The 24585-nt window shown below is 56.1% G+C and carries 20 protein-coding genes and 1 tRNA gene; 9 read left to right on the forward strand and 12 right to left on the reverse strand.

Annotated features, from left to right (window positions below; all coding sequences use genetic code 11):
• Window position 1: 1 nt before the first annotated feature.
• A complete protein-coding gene (locus C5Y96_RS06125; RefSeq protein ID WP_105350988.1) occupies window positions 2-277 on the reverse strand; it encodes a DUF4212 domain-containing protein in 276 nt (91 codons plus the stop codon).
• A 542-nt stretch (window positions 278-819) separates the two neighbouring features.
• A complete protein-coding gene (locus C5Y96_RS06130) occupies window positions 820-1635 on the reverse strand; it encodes a formylmethanofuran dehydrogenase subunit C (protein ID WP_105350989.1) in 816 nt (271 codons plus the stop codon).
• Between the two features lie 68 nt (window positions 1636-1703).
• Between C5Y96_RS06130 and C5Y96_RS06135 the strand changes: the two genes are divergently transcribed.
• Together C5Y96_RS06135 and C5Y96_RS06140 are read left to right on the forward strand one after the other, a co-directional pair.
• On the forward strand, window positions 1704-2339 hold the full coding sequence (locus tag C5Y96_RS06135) for a molybdenum cofactor guanylyltransferase (protein ID WP_105350990.1): 636 nt from the start codon (window positions 1704-1706) through the stop codon (window positions 2337-2339).
• Window positions 2340-2361: 22 nt separating this feature from the next.
• Entirely contained in the window at window positions 2362-2871 is a 510-nt protein-coding gene (locus tag C5Y96_RS06140; RefSeq protein WP_105350991.1) for a DinB family protein, read from the forward strand.
• 164 nt (window positions 2872-3035) lie between these two features.
• On the opposite strand, the gene C5Y96_RS06145 is transcribed toward C5Y96_RS06140, so the two are convergent.
• Window positions 3036-3118, reverse strand: a tRNA-Ser gene (locus C5Y96_RS06145).
• Window positions 3119-3386: 268 nt separating this feature from the next.
• On the opposite strand from C5Y96_RS06145, the gene C5Y96_RS06150 reads away from it, so the two are divergent.
• Window positions 3387-5246, forward strand: coding sequence for a pyruvate kinase (locus tag C5Y96_RS06150; RefSeq protein WP_105350993.1), 1860 nt, complete (start codon window positions 3387-3389; stop codon window positions 5244-5246).
• A 152-nt stretch (window positions 5247-5398) separates the two neighbouring features.
• On the opposite strand, the gene C5Y96_RS06155 is transcribed toward C5Y96_RS06150, so the two are convergent.
• From C5Y96_RS06155 to C5Y96_RS06180, 6 genes are all read right to left on the reverse strand, one after another.
• A complete protein-coding gene (locus C5Y96_RS06155) occupies window positions 5399-6448 on the reverse strand; it encodes a phosphatidate cytidylyltransferase (RefSeq protein WP_105350994.1) in 1050 nt (349 codons plus the stop codon).
• Window positions 6449-6463: 15 nt separating this feature from the next.
• Complete coding sequence (locus C5Y96_RS06160) at window positions 6464-7075, reverse strand: lysophospholipid acyltransferase family protein (protein ID WP_105351797.1); 612 nt, start codon at window positions 7073-7075, stop codon at window positions 6464-6466.
• A 112-nt stretch (window positions 7076-7187) separates the two neighbouring features.
• On the reverse strand, window positions 7188-8417 hold the full coding sequence (locus C5Y96_RS06165) for a glycosyltransferase (RefSeq protein WP_233198839.1): 1230 nt from the start codon (window positions 8415-8417) through the stop codon (window positions 7188-7190).
• A 17-nt stretch (window positions 8418-8434) separates the two neighbouring features.
• Window positions 8435-9961 (reverse strand): lipopolysaccharide biosynthesis protein, encoded by a 1527-nt coding sequence (locus C5Y96_RS06170; RefSeq protein WP_105350995.1) that lies wholly within the window; start codon window positions 9959-9961, stop codon window positions 8435-8437.
• Entirely contained in the window at window positions 9958-10827 is an 870-nt protein-coding gene (locus tag C5Y96_RS06175) for a polysaccharide deacetylase family protein (RefSeq protein ID WP_105350996.1), read from the reverse strand. Before C5Y96_RS06175 ends, C5Y96_RS06170 begins: the two co-directional genes overlap by 4 nt.
• A gap of 8 nt (window positions 10828-10835) precedes the next feature.
• Window positions 10836-11864, reverse strand: coding sequence for a GNAT family N-acetyltransferase (locus tag C5Y96_RS06180; RefSeq protein WP_158261115.1), 1029 nt, complete (start codon window positions 11862-11864; stop codon window positions 10836-10838).
• Between the two features lie 516 nt (window positions 11865-12380).
• Between C5Y96_RS06180 and C5Y96_RS06185 the strand changes: the two genes are divergently transcribed.
• From C5Y96_RS06185 to C5Y96_RS06200, 4 genes are all read left to right on the forward strand, one after another.
• Window positions 12381-13850, forward strand: coding sequence for a GumC family protein (locus tag C5Y96_RS06185; RefSeq protein ID WP_105350999.1), 1470 nt, complete (start codon window positions 12381-12383; stop codon window positions 13848-13850).
• 52 nt (window positions 13851-13902) lie between these two features.
• Window positions 13903-15303 carry an O-antigen ligase family protein gene (locus C5Y96_RS06190; RefSeq protein WP_105351001.1) on the forward strand — a complete coding sequence of 467 codons (1401 nt, stop codon included), beginning with the start codon at window positions 13903-13905 and terminating at the stop codon, window positions 15301-15303.
• Between the two features lie 7 nt (window positions 15304-15310).
• Entirely contained in the window at window positions 15311-16102 is a 792-nt protein-coding gene (locus tag C5Y96_RS06195; protein WP_105351003.1) for a WecB/TagA/CpsF family glycosyltransferase, read from the forward strand.
• A gap of 97 nt (window positions 16103-16199) precedes the next feature.
• Window positions 16200-17435: a sulfatase-like hydrolase/transferase gene (locus tag C5Y96_RS06200; RefSeq protein WP_105351005.1), complete on the forward strand. Its 1236-nt coding sequence runs from the start codon at window positions 16200-16202 to the stop codon at window positions 17433-17435.
• 3 nt (window positions 17436-17438) lie between these two features.
• On the opposite strand, the gene C5Y96_RS06205 is transcribed toward C5Y96_RS06200, so the two are convergent.
• A complete protein-coding gene (locus C5Y96_RS06205) occupies window positions 17439-21368 on the reverse strand; it encodes a family 10 glycosylhydrolase (protein WP_105351007.1) in 3930 nt (1309 codons plus the stop codon).
• A gap of 366 nt (window positions 21369-21734) precedes the next feature.
• The gene (locus C5Y96_RS06210) at window positions 21735-22049 is read right to left on the reverse strand and encodes a hypothetical protein (protein WP_105351008.1); all 315 of its coding nucleotides are present in this window, start codon (window positions 22047-22049) and stop codon (window positions 21735-21737) included.
• 496 nt (window positions 22050-22545) lie between these two features.
• On the opposite strand from C5Y96_RS06210, the gene C5Y96_RS06215 reads away from it, so the two are divergent.
• Entirely contained in the window at window positions 22546-23502 is a 957-nt protein-coding gene (locus C5Y96_RS06215) for a DUF1559 domain-containing protein (RefSeq protein WP_105351009.1), read from the forward strand.
• Window positions 23503-23623: 121 nt separating this feature from the next.
• Window positions 23624-23986, forward strand: coding sequence for a hypothetical protein (locus C5Y96_RS06220; protein ID WP_146115537.1), 363 nt, complete (start codon window positions 23624-23626; stop codon window positions 23984-23986).
• Here C5Y96_RS06220 and C5Y96_RS06225 read toward each other — a convergent pair.
• Window positions 23983-24561 carry a hypothetical protein gene (locus tag C5Y96_RS06225; RefSeq protein ID WP_146115538.1) on the reverse strand — a complete coding sequence of 193 codons (579 nt, stop codon included), beginning with the start codon at window positions 24559-24561 and terminating at the stop codon, window positions 23983-23985. The genes C5Y96_RS06220 and C5Y96_RS06225 overlap by 4 nt on opposite strands.
• Window positions 24562-24585: the final 24 nt, after the last annotated feature.

Consider the following 24585-nt stretch of genomic DNA (forward strand, 5'->3'; position numbering starts at 1 on the left):
ACTACTCCTTCACATCATGTTTGCGATCGAGATAGTCCATCACCAATGCATAGACCAAGATCAGAACCAGAAAGACATACATCGACCCCTGCTGAGCAAACCAAAAGCCCAGCGGCAAGTTGCCAATCTGGAATTGATTCAGCCACTCGATGAAGAAAATCGAGCAACCAAAGGCCACAAAGGCCCAGATAGTAAGCAGAACACTGATAACCATCAGGTTTTGCCGCCAATAGGCAACCTTAGGTTCAGGGCGACTAGATGGTGGGGGGGACGACATGCGGGATTTTCCGGGGCAACAATTTTCAAAAGAAAAGAAAAGTTGCCGCTAGGAAAATCAATTCTTATGCGTCTGTCAACTAGACGCAGCCATAAGTACCGCTTGAAAAGGGGGTGAAGAGCTGCAATTCGAGAACGATCCGGGGAAAGCGTGTGGCTTTGGTGTCCTTTCCCGATACGATCCGAGAGCAGCTAGTTCCGCTCCAAGGTCACTTGACCAATCATGGCCCAGGTCGCCAAAAATGCGACGCCCAACCAAGCGTGGAGTAATTCGACAGGCATATGCTACGGTCCCAACTTCGTGGTTTCGCTTTGCCCATCCATGAGTCACTTCACCCATCCGTGGCTAGTAACAGTTATCGGATAGCACTCGCCTACTTTTTCTAGAATTCGCCCCGCCTCGGATTTAATGGATTAAACGTTACCTACGCCCCCGCTATCCCTGGCAATAGACGCGCCACGGCTTGCCTGTCCTGTAGCAGGTTGTATCGAATGTAGCGACTTCGTCAGATTTACGTCGCTCATACGGGGGAGACGCTCAGGCTACGCCGGCAAAAGAATCTCGCCTCGACCCATTTGCACCAGGTCGCCGTGGTAAAGATCGTAGTCCCGCAAAGAAATCAGTCGAGCGGCTTCCGGTACTTCCTGCCGAGAGAAGTCTTTGGCCAGCAACGACATCATGGCAGGCTTATATCGACAGGCATGCGCGAAGCCTGCCATCAAATCGCTCGGTCGATTACCACACAGAATGATCGTCCCGCGCCGCATCATCAGCCCCGGGCTTGCTCCTGCCTTGCCGCCGACAAAGATCGTTCCGGCCAGCATCTCGTACCCAACGTAGTCACCGCAATCGTTGGTTATGGCGATCGTCCCGCGGCGCATCCGGTGCCCTACTTCGTTTCCGGCCGAACCAAGAATAAAGACGTTGCCGCCTGCCATCCCTCGATTCTCACCAGGCAACGGCGCACCGACGCGATCTCCCACGTTGCCCAAGACCTTGAGGAATCCCCCTTTCATTCCTTCGGCCAGGTTATTCCCGACATGGCCGTGAATGTAGAGCGAACCATCTTGCATCTCTTGTCCGACATGATGACCAACAGAGCCTTGGACGAACAGCGTTCCGCCATCCAGCCCGGCACCAATGTTGTCGACATTCGAGAGGTCACCAATGATCCGCAGCGTATCTTCGCGCCGCGTTTCCATTTCGACGGTGAAGAATTCTCCCAACTCGACGCGCCGGTTGCCTTCCCAGACCGTCACCTTCGCAGCCTCTTCCAGCGACATCGGCAACATGCGCGAAGGCAATACGCCTCGTAGATCGAGGCCAACCGTGATATCGTGACGTAAGCGAAGTCTCATGAAACCATTGCTTCAATGCTGGGCGACAAAACACTTCTTTTAATATACCCAACACCAAGCCACCCGACATGACCACCCTGCCCCGTTCTCAGCGAGCCGCTTTAATCGTCTGTGGCGGTGAAAGCCGCCGCATGGGGCAATCCAAACCGCACCTCCCGTTCGGCAACGAAACGATGCTCGAGCGTGTCGTGCGAATTGTTTCCCCGCTGGTGGAAGAGGTGATCCTGCTGACGAGCAAGTTCCAGGAACTTCCCCTGCTTCCCTTCGACTATATCGAGTTGCCGGATCGCGTCGAACAACAAGGTCCGGCGGCAGCGATTTATGAAGGACTTAAGTACGTGACTGGCTGGTCGGAAGCGGCAATCGTACTGGGATGTGACTTGCCGCTGGTAACTCCAGCGTCGATCGAATACCTCTTCCAGCAGCTATCGTCTCACGATGCGGCCATTCCACGTTGCGACGCAATGCCTCAACCATTGGCTGCCGTCTATGCGAACCGTTCGCTGGAAACCTTCGAGAAAGTTCTCTTCTCTGGTAACCATCGACTACTGTCCTGCATCGAACCGCTGGACACCCAGTGGATCGATGCAGGCGAGCTTCACAGCATTGATCCCAACCTGGGATTATTAAGAAACATCAACACGCCGGAAGCCTATCGTGAAGCGCTACAAATCGCCGGCCTGACTCATCCACTGGAAGACTAACTCCGATTCGGGAATAGATTGCATGGCTGACGCAGCTCAATGGGAATTGACCAAACAACGAATTGCCTTCACCGATACGATGTTCCGTGAGTTCATCGACAACCTGGAACCAGAACTCTGGTTTCGCATGCCAGAAGAAGGAGTCACGCATATCGCCTGGCAGGTCGGTCACATCACGATTGCCAACTACGGACTGGGGATGATGCGAATTCGCGGCAAACGCGCCGAAGATGCAGGCCTGATCCCCGAGAGCTACTCAGCGAATTTTGGCCGCGGCAGCGTCCCCTCATCGGATCAATCGATCTACCCTTCGCCTGAACGTTTCGTAGAAATCTACAAGCGGGTAAACGATCAACTGCTCGAGGAAATAGAAACCTACACGCTCGAGCAGCTCGACGAACCGAGCCTGCCGGAACACCCGCTTTTCAAAACCAAGTTCGACACGCTAGTATTCCTTCCCTATCACGCGATGATGCACCTGGGGCAGATGGGCCTCCTACGCCGCCTCGCCGGCAAGGCCCCGCTTCGCTAAGAAAGAGCCAGCCAGGGTAAAAGAGAAAACGAGCCGCAGGGCTAAGCCAATGCCCCTGCCCCCCGCCACGAACGAATTCCAGCCAATAGGCCAAGCCAAGAAGCAACAAAAGGACTCGCGTCATATCGACGTAAGTCCTTATGTGCTCGAATATTGCCTTTGAGCGGAGGACAAGGGATTCGAACCCTCAACCGGTTACCCGGCACTTGATTTCGAGTCAAGCTGCTAGCCAGTTCGCGTATCCTCCTGGCTTTGGAACTAATCAGTTTACCGACTCTTGCGTTTCTATCAACCCGGCCTGAAATCGTTCCTGGAACAAAACTTGGGACCGATTCTGTCTGGGCAAGGTTCGCGTTAGGGCGTTGCTGTGGGGGTTTGATCGCTGGTGTTTTTGGGTGAACTTCTCTAGAAATTGATAATTCCCTTAACTTCACCACATTAGGATGACTCTTCAAACAGTTTCCAGGGTGCTATCTGCCCTGGTCTTGTGAAAAGCCGTAGGCACGGGGGAGTTGATGGATCATTCGAGCGCGCAACTATTCGACACTCTCATCGATTCCCTGCTTCAGCTTCGCGAGGGAGCCCTCAAGCTGGAAGAGCATTTCTCGGCTTCGCTGGCAAAGATTCCGGATTCGCAGCGTCAGTGTGGTCGAAACCTGGTGCACTATCTTAGCGTTCGTCAGCATGACATCCGGGAATTGCAGTATCAGTTGCATGCCCTGGGCCTCAGTTCACTAGGACGCATGGAGGCCTATGTACTGCCTACCATCGATGCCGTCCTTACGGCCCTTCATCGATTAGCGGATCGGCAGCCCCCGGCAATCGATCTTCAGAATTCCTCCGAGGGTTTCCGCGCCGGCCGCGCTCATCTCGATCAAAATACCAATACTTTGTTTGGTGAACCTGGTAGCTCGCGACAGCAGCGTATCATGGTCACAATTCCGAGCGAAGGCGCGCAGAAATATGAGTTGATCTTGGAACTATTGCAGGCCGGAATGGATGTCATGCGTATCAATTGTTCCAAGGATGACCAAACGATCTGGGCGCAGATGATCGATCACCTTCGGCGTGCCGAGCAGGAAACTGGTCGAAAGTGCAAGGTCCAAATGGATCTCGCTGGTCCGAATCCGCGAACCGGACGACTTGAATCCAGGCCTGGGGTTTTGCACTGGCGTCCTCGTCTGAAAAGTAACGGGAAGATTCGATCCAACGCGCAGGTTTGGATTTCGTCTTTGGATGCAAAGCACAATTCCGCCGACGAAGTATTACCGATACCAGAGGATGCCCTCCGCAACATTCAACAGCACGACATTTTACTGGTCACGGATACCCGCGGTCGGCAACAATCGCTGCTCGTGACTTCCGTAGAAGAAAGTGGCTGTTGGGCCGAAGGGGCTGACGAAGTCTTTGTCGAACCCAATGCTCATTTTTGTGTTCTGCGAAATAACGAGCAGGTGCTGGAAGGACACATCGCCAACTCCTTTGCCAAGCAAACCGAGCATGAATATACCGTTCGTATAGGCGATCTGATCACATTGACTCACGGCAATATTCCAGGTCATCCTCCCAGGAAAAATGCCGACGGTGAAGTCCTCGAGCCTGCGAGTATCGGCTGCAACTTGCCCGAGATCTACCAGGATGTTCGACCTGGCGATCGCTTCTTCTACGACGACGGCGAAATGGGAGCCGTGGTTCGCGAAGCATCGGCAGAGAGAGTTGTCATCGAAGTGACTCAGACGCGTAAGGACGCAGTGAAAATCCGGAGTGACAAAGGCATTAACTTCCCCGATACCCACTTCAATTTGCCTGCGTTAACTCAGAAGGATCGAGCGGACCTCGACTTTGTTGTCAGCCATGCTGATATACTTGCTTATTCGTTCGTTCGACATGTCCACGACGTAGAAGATCTGATCGACGAACTGAATGCTCGGGACGCCGATACGCTGGGAATCATTCTAAAAATCGAGACCCAACAGGCATTTGCCAACCTTCCAGAACTTCTACTAGCGGCACTCAGACATCCGCCGATTGGCGTGATGGTAGCCCGTGGAGACATGGGTGTTGAAATCGGTTTCAATCGCATGTCCGAAGTTCAGGAAGAGATCCTCTGGCTCAGCGAAGCGGCTCACGTACCGGTGATTTGGGCGACCCAGGTTCTGGAAAGCCTTGCGAAAAAAGGGCTCCCTACTCGGGCCGAAGTCACCGACGCAGCCATGAGTGGTCGTGCTGAATGTGTCATGCTGAACAAAGGAGAGCATATCGTTGAAACCGTCCGATTTCTCTCCGAGATCCTGGAACGAATGCAAGCTCATCAACACAAGAAGCTGGCGACGCTGCGAAAGCTAAGCTTGTCGAATATCTGTTCAGCGTCGTAACTGACCTGGTGTAACGACTTCTTTCGGAGTCGCAAAGGCATCCCTGTCAGGCGAAGTACTCTACGGGTATTGGATTCGGTAGCAAATGGGCCTTAGACCGGCTCCATTCGATCGGTAGCGTTCTGGCTGGCCGCGACTCTCATGAAAACGCTCTAGCCACCGCTGGCCGTTGTGAAATAGTACCGCGTCAGGTGGAAGAAGACCGGAGCGGCAAAGCAAATGGCGTCGATACGGTCTAAAACGCCAGCATGCCCTTCCACCAGCGTGCCATAGTCCTGCACGCCGCGGTCGCGTTTGATGGCGCTCATGGCCATGCTACCGGCGGCCCCCATCACGGCAATCACAATCGACATGACAGCACTTTGCCAAGGATTGAACGGCGTTGCCCCGGTCAGGCTCAGCATCGCCCCAACCACAGCGGTCACACCAGTGCCGGCAAAAAAGCCTTCCCAGGTTCGGCTGGCGTTGATATTCGGGGCGATCACATTCTTGCCCAGTAATCGACTACAGACAAAGTGCAGCAGATCACTCAACTGGGCGACTAGCAGGAAGTAGAAGAGCAATCCAGCCGTGCTCTTGGTCGAGTACTCCGGGTCGGTCCAGTCGGTCAGGTACAACAGCGCCGGAGCATAGCTGAGCGAATAGACGCAGATGTAAAGCCCGGCTTGAATCTTGGCGATGCGTTCCAAAAAGCGTTTGTAGTCGCCAGCCACGGCGATACGTGCGGCGATGAACAGGAAGCCGTACACCGGAATCAAGATACTGAATAGCTCGTACTGCGATTGGCCCATCGCTACCAGCACATACTGCGCTGGCGTCAAAATAAAGAAGACCCAGAACAGCGTTCGGTGGTCCCCCAGCCGGGTCGGCGTTAACGTGATGAACTCGCGGAGAGCCCAGAACGAGATCAAGAAGAACAAGATCACTGTGGCCACAGGCGAGGGAATCGTAAACGTAACGGCCAGGATCGCCGTCATCAGCCACCAGGCACGCACGCGGCGAATGAATGCTTGGACGATGGCCGGGTTCACGCTCGAATCTGGCTGACGCCGCAGGATCTGCCCTGCCCCGGTCGCGATCAACAGGCAACTGATCACTACCCCCAGCAAGATGCCGGTCGCACCATCCAGCAAAAACGCCGTTTGTTGAGCCAACAACGGTGCCGTGAGAATCGTGCTAAGGGATACGTGCAGCAAGTCCATGATGTCAATTCAGCGTCAGACGTCTCGCAACCGGGAAACCGCTTCCCGAGCGCGGACGAGAAACTCGGTCTTCGGTTCACCGTTTTCCAGCCAAATAGGCGGTCCGAAAATCACACGGCTCAACAGTGGAACCGGTAGGTATTCACCCTTAGGCAAGATGCGAGTCATATTGTCGACATACACCGGCACCAATTCCAGGTCAGGTCGCTTCTTTGCCAGGTAAAAAAGACCACTTTTGAATTCGCGGAGGTTTGTTCCATCGTTTCGGCTTCCCTCGGGGAAAATGATCGCCGAATACTTGTCGCCAATCTCCTTGAGCATCGACTCCACCGGGCTACGGTGAACTTTGATGTTCTCGCGATCAATCAGCATAGCATTCAACGAACGTGCCAAATAACGGCGGAACCAGCCTCGGTCCCAATAGTCCTTCGCCGCGACTGGCTTGGTCAGCTCGCGGCAATGCTTGGGAAGCGATGCCCAGATGATCACCGCGTCGATGTGGCTGGTGTGGTTGGCAAAATAGATCCGTTGGCACGTGTCGGGATGGCAATCCACCCAGCGAACACTGCTTCCGGCGACTACTTTCGCCAGACCAGCCAAGAACGGACCCGTGAAGTTGAATTTCACTTGCTCTAAAACCTTGCCCCAGCACGACACGAACGGAATCCAATCATCGTATCGCACAAGCGCCAGGAAGACTAGCGGCCATTATGCACGAAACTCTTGTGCTGACTGCACTTTACGATGCTTTTGCGTCCGTTGTATGGGGAACCAGCACCGGGCTGGAAACCGGCTGACGGGCCGCATGCAGGGCCGCTTGAACCTTCTGCCGGTAGACACCGCAGATCAAGTCCTGATAGCCAGAGACCATTGCGTCGAGCGAACCGTATCGCAACACCTTTTCCCGGGCAGCTTTGCCCATTTCGGCTCGCTTGGCGGCATCTCCCATCAGCGTCACCATGGCAGTGGCCGTTTCTTCCAGGCTGCTGGCCGTTACCAATAGTCCATTCACGCCGTCGTCCACGGCATCGGGAATGCTCCCCACGCGGGGGGCGATCACCGGCAGTTGCGTCGACATCGCCTCGAGGATCGAAACCGGGCTGGCTTCGTTTTTGGAAGTCAGCGCGAAGCAGTCCATCGCCGAAAGAAGCTCAGGAATATCGCTACGGCTACCGGTCATGGTGACGTGTTTCTGCAATCCCAGTTCGTCACGCAGCGCCTCGATCGCAGGCCGCTCGGGGCCATCTCCCACGATCACGAAGTGCGCGTTGGGTTCCTGTTGAACGACGCGGGCCGCTGCTTTCAAAAACAACGGATGATCTTTCTCCGGTCGTAGGGCCGCTACGATACCGCACACGGCTGTCTCGTCTGAGACGCCCCATTCGCGGCGAATGCGCTGGCGTGTCTGGTGATTGGCAACGAAGCGGTCAGTGTCGATGCCATTGGGAATGACGGTGACCTTCTGTTGTGGAAAACCTTCGACCTCGACCAGATGCTTGCCGTGCGGCGCAGCCACCCCAATGAAACGATCGGTGATCGAAGTCAACCTGCGGTTGAGCCAGTTGATTGAGTCAGGCCAGCCGGTCGAATGGATCGCCGAAGCGACGACCGGCACACCTGCCAGCCAGGCGCATAGGCGTCCCCAAAACATCTTGTCACCAGCACCCACGGTAACCACGGCATCGATCTCGCGCATGGCAAAGAGCTCGGTCAACCGCGGAACGACACGCAGGTCATATTTGCAGCTGAGCATGTTGTGGAACGTGGGAACTTCCTTCTGCATCTCTTCTCCCAACGGTCCCAGATCTTTCATGCAGCACAATTCGGGCGCAAACCGATGACGGTCCATGCGGCGAATCAGATTCACCAGCAATGTTTCAGCGCCGCCAACTGGCATGCTCGTCACCAGGTACATCACACGCAAAGGGGCACGGCCATCAAGTGGTAGGTTTATTCGTCGTCGCATCATCGGTTCTCATGGTCCTTTTAGGTTCGTGACCGAAACTTGCTTGTCAGCACGTCCAAGCCGTTCTGAAGCGACTGCTTCTCCTGGGTGTCGAACACCCAGCTTCCGGCATACGCTTGCCACAACAGAACAATCCACACGGAAAGCGCGACTTGCCAGCCGAGCCCAAGCAGAAACGGTGCTGCCGCAAGCAGCAGTGTTGATTTTTGGATTTCCATGCCATGCCGATGGGCCAGGAACAGAGCCAACACAATCGCAATCGCATTGGCCAGTGCCGTCGCGATAACAGCTCCGGTGAGTCCCCACATCGGTAGCAGCAACGCATTCAGCCCCACGTTCGCCGCCAGGCCGATACCAAAGACTATCGCGCCGACATGCGTCTTCTCGGCACAGCAGAAGTAGAGCATCGCGCATCCGACCAGGCTGTACCACACACAGTAAGTCAGCGTCCACGGAAGCACTTCCAGGCCACCACTGTACTTACCTTCGAAGACGTACTCGAACAGAAATGGTGCGGTCAAACCGATCACAATGGCACCGGCCATCATCACCATCGAGCTCGCTTTCAGCAGGAGGTTCAGCTGCTGAGAAACCTTCGAACGTTCGCCGCGTTCCCAATCGGCCGAAAGGTGAGGCAGCAAGATCCCGCCAAACAGATTCGCCACGGCAACCATCAACCAGGGCACCACACGGCTACTGTGATAATCGCCCACCAGGGTAATGCTTTCTTCGGGAGTCAGTCCGCTGAAGTGCACGATCATGTAACGATCGACCACTTCAAATAGGTTCGAGAGCAAGTTGATCGCCCACAACCACGCAGCGAAAGGAAGCAGCTTACTCCAGAACTCCGATTGCATCGGCACCCGGTCGCATAGCGGTACCTGCTTCCAGTCTCGCGTCAGGACAACGCCCCCCATCACCACGGTCACGCTGCAAGCGATACCATACGAAAGAATGACGCTTTCGGCGGAGTTGTCGTACCACAAAAGTAGCCCTAAACCGATCACGGCGAAGAGCACGCTATTGACGAACTGCAGCGCCGAAACCATCCGCATCTGCCGCATGGCGATGAACAGTTCGACGAAGTAATTGAAACCCACGACCGCGATCAGCGTGAGCGCCACCACCGGAATGATCGGGGCCAGGCTGGCATCCTTGAACAGGATGACCGCCGCTTGTTCGTGAAACAGCCACAGCAGCCCACAACCAATTGTCGACAGGGCGACAGTGGCTACGGTCGTTCGATAGAGGAACGTTCGCAGCTGTCCCTTTTGTCGATAGTGCTCGACATACCGGCCAAATGAACCGGGAATCCCCAGCACAACCAGCGGCCCGGCCAGCATCAGAAAACCAAACACCAGGTCCCAGAGCCCTAGCTGCTCTGCCGGCAACCAGCGACAAAACAGCACGCCGCGGACAAAGCCGATGCCGCGTTGAAATACCGTTAGCATGGCCAAAAGCAACATGCTTTCGGCCAGCGAAGTCGTTTGATAGGTCGGCGTGCTGGCTACGTTCGCCGTGCTATCGGCAGTTGGTGCAGCGCTCATGCGTCACCCCCTACCGCTATCGCCTGCTTGGCATAGCGTGGCAGGTAACGCTTAACACCGGAAAGTTTACGAGGGTCAATCGTCAGCCAATTTCGCAGTCGCGAAAGCTCTGGATCGCCATGAATACGCTGAATGTGATAGGGATCGTCTCCCGGCATGTTGTAACCGCCATAAGCGGAGCAGAAGCCCTGGATACCACTGGCGCGAAGCATGTTGATGGCTGCGTCATTCAGGTTAGCATGCTGGCCAAACGGGAACGCGAAATAGCGAATCGGCTGATCGATCAGCGAAGACAGTTCCTCGGTTGCCGCAATCACTTCATCGTGCAGTTGGGTCGTTTCACGTATCGCACCGATATCAGGATGGGTGCGAGAATGCCCGCCGATCTCGATCACACCACTGGCGACCATCTCGCGCAGCTCTTCGACCGTATTCGGCCGGGCATCGATTCCCAGTTTCGCATCATGGGGAAACGGCTTGCCGGACAGCACGTTGCCAAGGGTCACAAAGTAAGTAGCCGGCATCTGACGCTGGATCAGTTCGCCGATGGCCTGATCGCAGTTCTCACCGTATCCATCGTCGAAAGTAATCGCCACGCACGGTCTGGGATTAAAGCGCAAAGCGATGCGACGCTGGGCTTCGGCCAGGGAAACCACTTCCACGTTGGCTTGGAGCCAGTCGAGGTGACGACGAAATCCGTCGTTGGTGATCGTCCAGTCGTTCAGGTTCTGATCCGCCACGCGATGGTAGAAAAGAACCATTACCGGCACGAGACCTACCCGCGCGCGAACCTGACGATACCGGGCTCGCCAGGGCCAGGTTGCGGCATAGTAGCTATCGATCAGGTGTTCTTTCAGTCGCGGCATGCTTCCCCTTACTCGCTCTTTCCGAGCGATGCTTTGAGCCAGCTTTTAACCTGCGTCTTCGTGGTCCAGATCCCTTGGCGGATCAGTCCGAAGGTCGTGTTGGGAATGATTCGAATCGTCTCACAGGCTCGTGGTTCGGCTCGCCAGTGAGCTTTGTACGGTTCGTCGCCGCGTAAGAAATCGACGGCCGTCTTACCTTGTTCAATCGCGCGGCGAATGACGGCAATCTGCATTAAGCTGCCTGGCTCGTCGCTGAGACGATCAGGATCGATCCCGGCCTGGTAGGCGTAGGCGATGCTATAGCTGGGGAAGTGAATCTCGGCGGCGATTGGCACATCGTCCAAATCGAGCCAGAGGATTTCGCACTTGCCATCGGCCATCATCTGGCTGGCCGCTTCGTACAAGAACTTCGTGAAGCGGTCGTCCGCGAAACAGCCTGGCTGATCGAGCGATTTACGTCTGCGCATGTGCAAATCGATCAGGATCGGCATGGCGGCATCCAGTTCCATGGTGCTATTGCACACGTGTAGCTGGCATCGATCGGTATCGAGCACGCGGCTGATCTGTCTTCGGATCTGCTTCCGATGCGACTTCGACTGCTGCATCTCGAAGTCATACCATGTCTCTGGTAACTCCAGACGCCAGCAATTGAGGCCCGGCAATCGGTGCACCATTGCCTGGCAATGCATCATCCGTTGACTCAACTCCGCCGTGATGGCCGTTCCCTTTTCGAGGTTATCCCACTCCATCGCATCCCATGCGTTGGAAGTCGTCAGGGCTTCCTGCAGCCAATCGACCAACAGCGGAGCCACGCGATTCGGGTCGTCCGGGTGCACGAGGATATCGAGGTAGTCACTGCAAACTTCGCCATCCCCTAGAAAGCGCAGGGTGCGTCCACCGGTCTTGCCCGCGGCCTTGTACCACGGAGCCAGCCCGACCAGGTCGTCTCCATCGAACACGCCGACAACAAACAATTGATGCCCTTCGCCGTAGTGCTTCCACCACGACATCATCCAGTCGTAACTACGAAAGGGCACATTGCCAGCCAGCGCATTCCAGGCAGACCGCAAGGAAACGACCGATTGAGGATCTGAAAACCGTTCGACGTGCATAGATATATGGGGGACGAAGTAAACATTCAGGCCGGCGATTGCGCACCGCCGGTCGCTCTCTATCTCGACAACGGACTTTCAAACATTCCCCACTGTTAGGTAAAAGCAAACAAAGTTAGATCCGTTTATCCGGGATGTTGGCCCAACTTCCAGTGTTTGTTTCTCCGCCACATCATGCGTTGTTTTTTCGCCACATCGATTGCGAATTGACAACATCAACGCAGGGGTCAGCAGACCGCACTCCAACGCATTTAAGTCCTTGCCAAAAGCTCTCTTACAACGCGATCCGGTGAATCACGCCCAGTTCTTGGCACTCGGGTTGCCTTATAGCTCCAGCGAATCGGGGTTGCGGGAAGCAGGACCTCCAGCCACTGGGCTGCGTCTTGCTTCCCGCACGTTTTTCCACTCCCTTCCGACGTGCCATTTCGCGAGGCTCTGGTTATGTTTAACCCGGCTGACATCCTCTTCGCACTTGTTCATTACCGCCTGCGTTGGATCGTTCCCACGATCCTGGTTGCTACCGCGGCTCTTGCGTACGCCGTCGTTAAGCCGAATTCCTGGGAGGCTACCCAAAGCATCGTTCTGCGCGATGAAGCAGTCAGCAGCTTAGGCAAGCCGGGGCAGTTCTCTCGTGTCGAAGACATGAAACACGCCCAGGAAACGGTGCTACAGCTCACTCGTTCGCGGGAAGTGATTCAGGCGGCGCTGACCGAACTGGGCCCACCAGCGGGCCGCTGGTCGACCTCGGCCTGGCCCAGCAAAGATGACATCGCCACGGCACGCAAGTCGATCAGTGTTCACTCCCCCAGCGGCACCGAATTCGGCACGACCGAAATGCTGTACATCACCGTCGAAGCCGACACGCCTGAGCGAGCAAAACAGTTGAATCAACTGATCTGCGTCCAACTCGACCAGCAACTCGGAGTGATGCGAAACAGCCGTGCCTCGAGCCTGATGCAAGAGCTCAACTACCGAGAACAACAGGCCAAACAAGCCCTCACCAGGGTGACCGACCAGCTTTCGGAAATGGAAGAAGAAGTCGGCACCGACCTGGCCGAACTACGTATCTTGAACGAAGTCGGCTCCGGCAACGGCAACCTCCGCGAACAGATGGTACAGATCAAGAACGAACTGCGAACCGCTCTGGCCAATCAGCAAAGCTCGCAGCGTTTGATGGAAATCCTCTCAGCCGCCCAGCAAAACACGAATGAATTGATCGCCACGCCCAACCAGTTGCTCGATTCGCAGCCGGCATTGCGTCGCCTGAAAGATGGCTTGATCGATGCCCAACTTCGTTCGGCTGAACTGCAGGGGATTCGCACCGACAACCATCCTGGCGTTGTCGCGGCCCATCATGCCGAAGAAGAGATCCGAGGCCACTTGCACCAGGAAATCGCCATCGCTATTCGCAGCCTGAATGCCGAGCGAAGTGTGAACGCGAGCCGCATTGCTCAGCTGCAAACGATGCTCGACGATGTCAGCCTACGGATGACCAAGCTGGCCTCGCTGCGTGCCGGGTACAACAACCTGGTGGCGGAAGTTCGCGAGAAGAACAACAAGCTGACTCAAATCCGCACCGATTTGGCCGATGCCCGGTCGTCGGTCGAAGCGGCAACGACCACCACACTGGTCACCAAAGTCAGCACCCCGGAAGTGAGCGACTACCCGGTTGGCCCTTCCCGCAAGGCGATCGCCGGAGCCGGTGTTGTCGGCGGTCTGACATTGGGATTGGGAATCCTCTTCCTAACGGTCCCGATCACGGCCGCACCATCGGCACAACCGGCATTATCGGCAAGCTCGCCGAGTAATGCTTCCGGTGCCGCTCAGCATCCCGCTCCTGTGGCAGGGCATGGCCTATCTTTGAAGGAAGCTTTGTTCAATCTCGCACATCGCAACCCTTCACCCAACTGAGTCGCGTTTTCAGCAACTTCGATCCTGAAAACCGATTGCTGAAGACACTGACATGACCGCCATTGTTGCCATTTTCGTTCTCGTCGGCCTGGTATGGGGAACCATCCTGGCCACGCGCGGCAACTTGCTGTTGGCCTGTGTTGGACTGCTGTTTGCCACAGCGGTCACAGGCGTTTACTTCCTGCAATTCGATCTAGGGGGTATTACTCTCTCGATCGACCGCCTGGCAATTGTCGGGCTGGTCGCTACGTTTGTCTTGCAGTGGAAAATGGGCAAGGTCGAGATTCGTCCGTGGATGACACTCGACACGGTAATCGCCATCTTCTTCGGTGTGCTGTTCTTTAACACCTTCACGCACGACTTCCGCAATATCGAACCAGGTCAGGTTCCGCCTGTTCAGCACTTGATCAACGGCTACCTGATTCCCTTGGCCGTTTATATCGTCGCACGCAACTTGAAGTACGACGAAAAGCAGATCGACTGGTTCCTGATGGCAATGACCGCATTCGGTGTTTACCTGGCGGCAATTGGCATTATGGAAGGTCTGGGTCTGTATGGCTTCGTCTTCCCTCGCTACATCGCCGATCCCAAGGTTGGTTTGCACTTTGGCCGTGCTCGTGGGCCGATGGTTCAATCGGTGAGTTACGGTGTGTACCTGTGTGCCTGCCTACTGACAACTTGCCTGCTGTGGACGCGGGCTTCTAACAAGTGGAAGTGGTTCGTCTTCAGCCTGATCCCCTTGTTCCTGGCGGCGATCTTCTTCACCAAAACACGAACCGTTTGGGCCGGCTGCGGCGTGAGCCTGATGGCTGGCATCTTTCTGGCCATGCAAGGAAGGACCCGGACGGTGCTGCTCACCGGCATGGTGGCATGTGGCCTCTTGGCCGTTGTTGCCAAGTCGGACGCCATCATGGGACTGCAGCGCGAAGGCTCGGTGCAGGACACGCGGCGTTCGGTCAGCATGCGAGCCAGCTTCACTTACGTCTCGTGGGAGATGTTTGTCGATCGCCCGATTCTGGGGCACGGCTTCAGTCAGTTTAAGAAAGCAAAACTACCCTACCTGGCCGACCGCAACGTCGACCTGGTTCTGGAGTCGATTCGCGACTACGACCATCACAACACGTTCCTCAGTGTGCTGTGCGACCTGGGTCTGATGGGCTTGATTCCCTTCCTGTTGATGTACGGAATGTGGTTCCGCAACGGCTGGCGTCAGGCTCGCAGTAATTCACCCGACTGGGCGAAAGCGGTCGGCACCCTGGGAGTCGGCGTCGTCCTGATTGCCGCCTGTCAGATGGTCGGTCACGAAATCACCTTTATGCCATACGACCACCTGTTGATCTTTCTGGTCGCCGGCATGAACGCTGCCCTGGCCTACGACTTTGGCCTGGTCAAACGCATCCAACCAGCCACCCCACCCACTGCCTGGCCACGTCAGGCCGCCGCTCGAGGTTAACCCTACGATGAGTTCTAACCGCATTGAGATGTTCGGGATCGAGATCGATTCACTCCGCATGACCGGGGCTGTCGATCGTTTGATGACCTGGATTAACAGCGATAACGATGCCGCCTGCCGCTTTGTCGTCACCCCCAACGTCGATCACACCGTTCTGCTGCAAACCAGTCCTCCCCTTCGCGATGCCTACCGCGATGCCGATATGGTGCTGGCCGACGGCTGGCCGGTTGTGTTGGCTTCGCGCATGTTTGGCAAACCACTTCCCGAGCGAGTTACCGGCAGCGACTTGATCCCGGCCCTGTTTCGCGCCGCCGACAAGGCCGCTCCCCTGAAGACCTTCCTGTTGGGTGCTGCCCCTGGCGTGGCCCAGCGAGCTGCGGTCAATGTCCACAAGCAGTACCCTAACGTGCAGATCGTGGGAACCTACAGCCCACCACTCGGTTTCGAGAACGATGCCGAAGAAAACCAGCAAATCCTGGAACGCATTAACGATGCCCAGCCACAGCTACTGGTGATTGGCCTGGGAGCCCCTAAGCAAGAACTATGGATCCATAAGGTTCGTGGCCAGGTAAATGCCAAAGTGGCCGTATGTGCCGGGGCAACGATCGATTTCCTGGCAGGCGAAAAGAGCCGGGCTCCTAAGTGGATGCAGACCACCGGGTTGGAATGGGCTTACCGAATTGGCACCGACCCGAAGCGTCTGGCCAAGCGATATGCCAAGGACGCTGTCGTCTTTCCACGCATTCTTTGGAACGAATGGATGAAGCCGGGTCTTCGTCGCCCCGACTTTTCCAAATAGCTACATCCCTCTATAGTTGCGACATGGAAGTCGAGTCATCCGCTTGCATTGGGGTTGCCCCAAATGTTGGAGCGGCTAGTAGCTAGAGGAATGAATCGTGCGGCGTGCGCTGGTATTGGTGATTGATGGTTGGGGAGCCGGGTTTCTCGGTTGTTACGGGAACTCGTGGCTCGATACCCCAGCGCTCGACCAATGGGCCTGTCAGTCGGTACTCTTCGAGCAGTGCCTGACCGAGTGTCCTGCCCCGTTGGACCTTTATCCGCATCTGTTTGAAGGTTCGCACCCTTTGGGACCAGTCTCTCCTAATGGCCTGATGAGTGCGCTTGCCGAGGCCGATATTCCGGTCCATCTACTGTCGGACGATCCACGCCTGCTCGCACTACGTGATACGACCCCTCTGACTTCGGTGGAAACGTTTCCCGAGGTTGCCGATGTCGCTGCCGCTTCTCCCGAAGAAACGACGCTTGCTCGCTTCGCTGGAGTGCTATTAGATTGGCTGGAAGAACCGGCTCGCGAAGAAATTATCTGGGCTCATGCCCGCGGCATGCTTGGTCCATGGGATGCCCCGTATAGCTTCCGGGAAGATCTCGCCGACGAAGAGGACCCTGCGCCGCCCACCATGGTGCAACCTCCATTCGAGCGCGAGAACCGGGAGTTCGATTCTGACCACGTGCTAGGCATCACACAGGCCTACGCCGGCCAGGTGACCGTGCTCGATATGGCTTTGGGAGAACTCCTGGCGACGATCGAAGAACTGCCGGAAGACGAACAGCCGCTGGTTGTGCTGACTTCGACCGGTGGCTTTCCGCTTGGCTTGCATGGGCAGATCGGACGCGATGATGATTCAACCGTGCGTCTCTACAGCGATACGCTTCACGTGCCGCTATTGATTCGCCAGCCAGGCGGCAAGGATGGCCTGTCTCGCTACCAAGGGCTGTCGCGGCTCGGAGATATTCTTCCTACTATTGTGAGTGCGTTTGGGCTCGAAGCATCGTCGCAGGAAGGACTCGACCTGCTGGAGGTTTGCCTGAGCGACGAGCGGGAATTCGTCCTCTGCGGGTTGGCCGATCAGCGGTGCTTCCGCTGCGACCACTGGAGCCTGCGGTATCATCTACCAGACCTGGAAACACCTCTGAATGAAATCGACCTTCATCAGATTGCCACAGAAGTATTTGTTAAGCCAGACGACCGCTGGGACGTGAACAACGTTGCCGACCGCTGCAAACATATTGCGGAAGTAGGCCTGCAAACGGCATTGGCCATCGAGCATGCCTACCGCAACCATCTACCATTACCAGAGCTTCCGGAAGAACTTCGCTCGGCCCTTCAATAGGGGCTACTGAAAGCGAGGCAAGCGTGGTGTGTAACTGCGGAAGGTCTCGAGCCAGGTTTTCGACTTAGGCTCTTCAGGCGGCGCGTTCTTCTGCGCCATCGATGCGGCTCGGGTTTGTTCGAGCTGCTGTGCAAGCGCCGGCGAGATGGGAACGTGTCGTTCCAGGAACTTCACCCAGTAACTCCCGAGCAGGCGATGACAATCTCCGACGTCGGCCTGTTGGTACTTGGCATAGGCCAGGGTCACTAGCTTGTTTAGTTGGTTGATTTCGTTGTCACGGAAGGCGACATCGTACACCTCGATCCGATCAACCAGAACGCTTCCTTCTCCCATCATGTCGAAACCGATCTTTGCACGCTCCAGTTCTGGCGGCAGATCAAGCACTGGGTAAGCAAACTCGCTCCATTCCGATTGCAGTGGAAACGGTGTCCCTGAGCCGACCGAGACCGGCCGGTAAACATTCTGACTGCCAATGTATCCATCCAACACGATCCGCAGGTTCGGCTGAACGTTGCGACCGTCGTTCATCAGATGCATCTTCAGCATCATTCGCCGACTGTCGGGGATTTCAATTTCCTCGCTCCGTGCCCAGACGACCTGGCCATTGCTTTGCATCCGCAGCGATTGCAGACCTTCGTAGACCTTCACTTTCTCGAGACCGATCGTCGTGCCCGGCTGGTTACTGACCATCCAGCCGGGGATCTCGCCGCCGGTTGATGGCTGTTCGAAGTTGCCGTTGGCAAGGATCGCCACCGGGGGCATCGCTCGAATGCTTCGCAGGCGAAGCGCCAAGGCGTCGAGCTTCTCACGCATCGTTCGCATCACGCCGGTCGGCAGGTAAACCTTGGCCCCGGTGATCGCGACATCGTAGACATTCACCTTGCACGCAATCAGACCATAAGCCGGGATGGTGATGCTCCACTGGCTCTCCCCCTTGGGCTGTGGGCCACGAGAGATCTGGCTGCTGGCCAGCGGAGTGATCACACCGTTACCAGGCAGTTGCACCGTGAGCGTGGCGTTCAAATCCCATGGTGTTGGGTTGACGAAGTACAAGGTCGTATCTGTTCCGGTCGACAATTTGCGAATAACCAGCGGCTGCGATTGCGGCACATTCAAACGATGGTAATTCCCGCGAGGCAGCAGCTTATAGACCGACAGGAACTCGTGTAGCGACTGGTCTTGTCCCATCGGAACCATCCAGCCGCCGTAGAAGATCGAGAGATCATCTTCCTGGGCCAGGTGCTCGACCAGTGGCCGTCGTACTTCGGCACCACTGCCAGCAAACTGAGATGCAATCCAGGTAAACGTTCCGTCACGTCCAAACGGCTTGGCCTGATCGAAGCCGGCCACGTGCAGCGTATCCGGCACGTGAAAGTGCATCACGCTACGGTTGTCTTCATCACCGTACGAAACCTCTTCTTCCCGGGCGGCTTGGTAATGAGCGTACCACCGGGCTCGCTTTTCGTTTCCTTTCGGACGAACGAAATTGGTTTCCAATAGTGCGATGTTCGGATGCGCCTTGTAACGCTTGGCATCGATGCCAAGTTCTAGCAGGACGTCGGTCGTGGTGACCGTACGCGGAAGCTCCGGCGTCAGACGTTCTTTGGCATGTGGGCCGTGAAAACAGCCAGCCGTGTTCAGGTACAGCACGGCATTCGAGTTCGCACTTCTCAGGATCGTAGCCAGACGAGCATGTAGCTGGAACATTCGCTGTCCCCGCCACTTGAGCCACTCTTCCCACTGCTCTTCCAGAACCCAACTGCTGCGTGTCTTCAAGTCAGGGGGAAGGTTTGCGAAAACCTGTTGCTGCACCGGCGGCAACGTTTGGGCGAACAATAGCAACGTGTTCTCGTCCATGCCCCACTGCGGCCCCGGCAGCAAAGCATATCCGTCTCCATCAAGGTTCAACGAAATGCCTGCGAACGACGGATGGTGGCCGTAACGAGAAACAAAGTCGAGCACCATGTCACTGATGGCCTGCTGAACGTCTTCGTCCAGAGGATTGTAATAGGCCCCTTCACCAACTGACGTACCCAGATGATCCATCGCCGGCTGCCCCAGGTGATTCACGGGCGCGGCATAGTTGGGATTGGATGAGTTGATCCGAGCTTCTTCCAGGCGGACGATCGGTGCGTTCAATTCCATTGCCGGAATGAGTCGCAAGTTGGCTCGATCGAACTGACGGAACAACAGTTCGGCCACGTCCTTCTTGAACGGATCGCGCCCGTCATCAAAGAACAGACCTTTGTCGAACTTGGGGGTCGAACGAAAATGAGGGCTCGGGTAAAGGGCTCCCCCTTCGCTCATCACGCTGATGCATGCGGCGTTGAAACCCACACGCTTCATATGCTCGACAACTCGGTTGCTTCCTTCCAGGAAAGTCAGCCAGTCTTCAAGCGATCGATTCGAAGCGACGTTCAGGTCTTCCGGGGCACCAAATCCCTTGGCAAACAAGGGCTTGTCCCAAAATGCAATCGCCAGACGGTCGTCGTCGGAGGTCACTGTGGCGGCTGCCTCTTCGGTTCCCCCTTCAGGCATCACCGGTCGTCCTGCCAGCACGCTAATGCGACCGAAGATCGAGGGGTTCTCGGCATCACGACACGTGAGCAACAGCATCGGCGTATTGGTGCGCGGCCAGAAGACGAGTCGATGCTTCGTCTCGCCAGGCTTGTCCCCCGGCTGCGGCGGCGAGACTTCTACGCCTGAGTCGATCCCAATCGGGGTAATCATGCCGGCCGCGTCTGGCTCAACAATGCTAATCCCCAGGCTTTGTGGCATGTCGGTCGGATATTCCACCTCGACCACCAACGGCGTTCCCATCGACTCGATCGGCAATGGGTACGCATGCCAACCACCGGGCTGCAGTTGTTGCCACTTGCGGTCGTTGTGCTCGATTGTTTTCGTCAGGTTGTTATGAAGTTCCGAGGTCTTCGACTTCATCCACGGATTGTACGAGGCCAGTTTCGAGAGTCTCGGCCACCAGTCGGCATGAGTCGGATCGAACGACGCCAGCATGCGAGGTTCTTCGCTGCTGGGAACATACTGCAGTTCCGGATCGATCACCACGAACTGTAAGATCCGCTGGTGGGTCGGCTTCTGAGCAAACACCAGGCTGCTAAGCCGCTGCTCGGTCATTGTAATTGCGAGTTCGTAGACACCTTCTTCCGCAGGCAACTCGACTTCGACTGCTTCACCGAGATCGATCTTCCCTTCGGCGTCGACCGTGCTGGTGTACTTCTTTTCCCAAACCGATCGACCGGAACGCGCCGGACGCAGACGTACCAGCGTTTCGACCGACGTGCCGGTAGGAAACTGGGTACGATAGCCGGTGATGCTCGCTCGCAGGGATTCTTTCGGCGAGAAAACCAGGTGATCGCGATACAACTCGGCTCGAATAACGTCCCCCGGAGCACGTTGCACCAGGATCCGCGAGCCCTGGTCATCCAGGGCTGCCTGGTAAGGCTGCTGAAGCAGCGACGTCACCGGAATGGAAATCGGTGCGATCTGATCATTGGGGTTACCGGACAGTTGGATTGTGAGCTGAGCCCCAGGCGGAGCTTCGATCTGCACGTCGAAACCGTCGTAGATGCGTGGGGTGAGATGGTTAATCTCGATCCGACCACGAGCCGGCTGCACAGCCCTGGCTTCGTCCGCTTCCATTCCCAATAAATGGACCAAGCGAATCTTACCGGCGGTTAGCGAGATATTTCCGCGCCAACGCTTCTCGGAGGAGCCTCCCCAGGCAATTCGCAAGGTGCTGCGAATGCTTTCGACCGGGGTGTCCGTTTGAGCATGCGACTGGGCAGTTGCCAACAGCGCAACGAGCAGCGCACAGAACGACGCAAGCCGCTTCGCAAACTTCTTGTTCACGTTTCGGCGCAGACGATCGGAGTGCTGTCGGCCGGGACTTCCCTGTACCAGTCGTTCCAGCATAACGCTGCATATCTCGGAGGAACGGAATAACGTGTCCTGATTGGACAATGGCCGCGGATTATAGACAGAGAATGGAAACCACGACCAGAGCGAAATTAGCGGACGTCCCTCCCCCTTGCAGAAGAGTAACAAGGGACGGATCTAAGATCGGCGAGAGCGCCGGGTGGTTGAGAAATAGGGTAAAGGAGAGAAGCTCTCCAATACCCAGTTCTGGAGATTTCTCGTGCGATATTTCTCAACCACCCGTGATCCGCGCTTCTCGCTATGGCGACCGCCGAGAACAGGATACTCGGCGGGATCGCCCGGGAGGGTGACTTGTAGAGCGGTTCCGACCTATCGAGAAACCGCGTTAAGTTCAAATGTGATTTAGCTTTCCGTCGTGGCAGCATCAGAGGAGGCGGTACGACGGCGACGACGCTTCGGCTTGGCGGCACCCCACTCCTTGGTCAAGGTTTCAAAGACCTCTGGAGATTCGTAGCGGATAATAGTCTTTCCTTCTGGCATTGGTCCAATCAAACCGCGGAAAACAGGCATCCCACGCAGGGCGAGATCGGTGCTGCTGTCTTCGGTGCCGACTTGAGAGTGCATCTTGAGCAGCGGCTCGGCCGACTCGTAGTCTTTGATCCGGATCTCGCCGTTGGCCCCGCGGGTTACCACTCGGAAGGTGTCTTTCTTCGCCATGTCTACCAATGCCTCCTCAATTCCAACTGGCTACATTGCCTTTCACACAAACAGGTATCGGAACGCGTGCTAGCGAAGCCAAACCTTTTTCTGATGGGCAGTTACATCAGAACTCTTAGGCATAGTGCGAACAGCCGGCATATCGTGCAGTTTCGGCAGAGAATCGCTATAAGTAACCCACCATACATTCGCATTGGCAGGCGATTTGCTTGAATTTGGTTCCTAGATCCTCATCGAGAGACCAAAACACCCCCCTTCAGAACCGAGACATACCCCGCAACATAATTCATCGATGCTGTGAATTATTGTTGCTTTTCTGGCAGTGCATCAGTAAAATAATGGGAAAATACTTTTTTTCCTCTACTCTCCTTGAGAGTAGGGGCAAAGATGAAACCTTCTCGCGGGCCATGGCGAGCCAAATTCACTTATCAAATTTCTGTTCTGTCTTGGTCGACTCTCCCGCTTCCTTTTCTATCAATTTCTCGGAGACCGTTTTATGCACAAGAAATCTGGCTTTACGCTTGTGGAGCTTTTAGTGGTGATCGCCATTATCGGTGTGTTGATCGCCTTGTTGTTGCCAGCGGTGCAACAAGCACGTGAAGCAGCTCGACGTATTCAGTGCACCAACCAACAAAAGCAGTTGGGGCTGGCGATGCACAACTATCACGACACGTTCGGCAGCTTCCCACCAGGGGCCGTTTGGTTGGGGACCGGCACTACCGCACCTGAAAGCGGTCGTGACGGCAACTGGGGTGCGACCTGGGCATTGATGATCTTGCCGTTTATCGAGCAAGACAATCTGCATGCTCAGTACAACTTTGGTGTGATCGCCCGCAACGGTAATGCAACCACCGGCAACAACCAGGTCACTCGCCAAACTCCCGACGCGTTCAAATGCCCTAGCTTTCCATCGGTCAGCGGTCGACTGACGCAAGACTTCGACGGTTTCGCCAAGGTGAACTACGCCGTGAGCCTGGGTGCTGGTCGTCAGTTGCGACGTGCCGACTTCAACAATAACACGCGTAAGGGTCCATTCAGCATTGTCGAACAGTGGGGTGCCAACTTCCGTGACATGACCGACGGTACCTCGAACTCGATCCTCCTGAGCGAAATCTTCTACGTGAGCTCGGGCGGTGACGACCGCGGTGCTTGGGGCTGGACGACTGGAGCGACCTTCAATGGTCGTAACGGCTCGAACATCCTGACACCAAACGACAGCCAGCAGTACGACTCGTCGCACTACTCGTTCAACTCGACCACGCAGACCATCTACGGCATGAACAGCAATCCTGACACGCAGGACGGTTGTGTCGCCGCTCGTAGCTTCCACCCAGGCGGCGTGATCATGTGCATGGGCGACGCCAGTTGCCAATTCGTGGCCGAAACCATTGACGAAACCATTTACACCAATGCCCTGGCGATTGCCGATGGCAACCCAACTCAACTTCCGTAGTTTTGTTGGATTCAGCCATACCTAGATCTCATCAGAAAGCCCATTTGATCTGCTTGTTCAGCGAATGGGCTTTCTTCATTCACCAATCATCTTCAACACAACCCGCGCGGTAGTCATCATCATGCTCACACGTAACTTACTTCTTCTGGCCGCTTGCTTGATTCTGTTCACCGGATGCCCCGCTGGCCCGGCAACCCATGGGGGCGGAACGTCCGATGGCGAATTTGGCCAGGCAACCAAAGATCAAATCGAAGCCTTTCTGGCCAAAGCAGAGAAAGCACCTTCTCGAGCCAAGGGAGACCTGTCTTTGCTTCTCGAGTCACTCGAAGGGAGCGCCGAACGAGGCGGGGCCTTTGAAAAGGTCCGCGACGAAGCCAAGAAGCTGGAAGAGATGCTCAATTCCAACGCCGGCAAAGACGAAGTCAACAGCCAGATGACTTCGCTCCGCTCGGCCGCAGAAGAGTTGCCTAAGCCAGCGAGTTAACGCCGCAGGTTACTCATCGGTGTTAGCGAAGTACCAACGCGCGGCGGGTCGTTCTGCAGATTAGAAACCCCGCCGATCGCGTTGCGTGAAGCCACACTCGCCGCCGGTTGCGACGGCGGGGCGATAGCGATTCGCGTGACTTGTTCCTGCTCGACCATCTTCAGCGTGGTCACCGGTCGCGAGACGGTACGTTCGGCTGGAACCAGTTCGCGACGAGTGACAGGCGTACGAACGGTCTCGGTACGCTGTTCCCAGTGGGTTCGCGGTACCCAGCGATACGCGACCCGCGGCGGGGCAAAAGGATTGACCGAAAACGGCGTGTAGGCTTCCCAGCGGTACTCGGTAACAGGTGTTAAGTAGGCCCGCTGCGATTCTTGAATATCGGTTGTCAGCCGCTCTTGGTAGAACTTCTCGGTATGGGTCTGGTAGTTGGTCTCCGAGACCGGCACGTTGACTTTCTGCACGACTTCGCGATAGGTCACTCCGCCACGTTCCACATAACGAACATCTTCGGCCAGAAGTGGTTGAGTGGTCCCGAAAAATAGCATCCCCAAGACAAGTCCGCGGCAGCGCATCCTGCGTACCCCCTTGCGTCGAAA

Source organism: Blastopirellula marina, from assembly GCF_002967715.1.
GTDB classification, from domain to species: domain Bacteria; phylum Planctomycetota; class Planctomycetia; order Pirellulales; family Pirellulaceae; genus Bremerella; species Bremerella marina_B.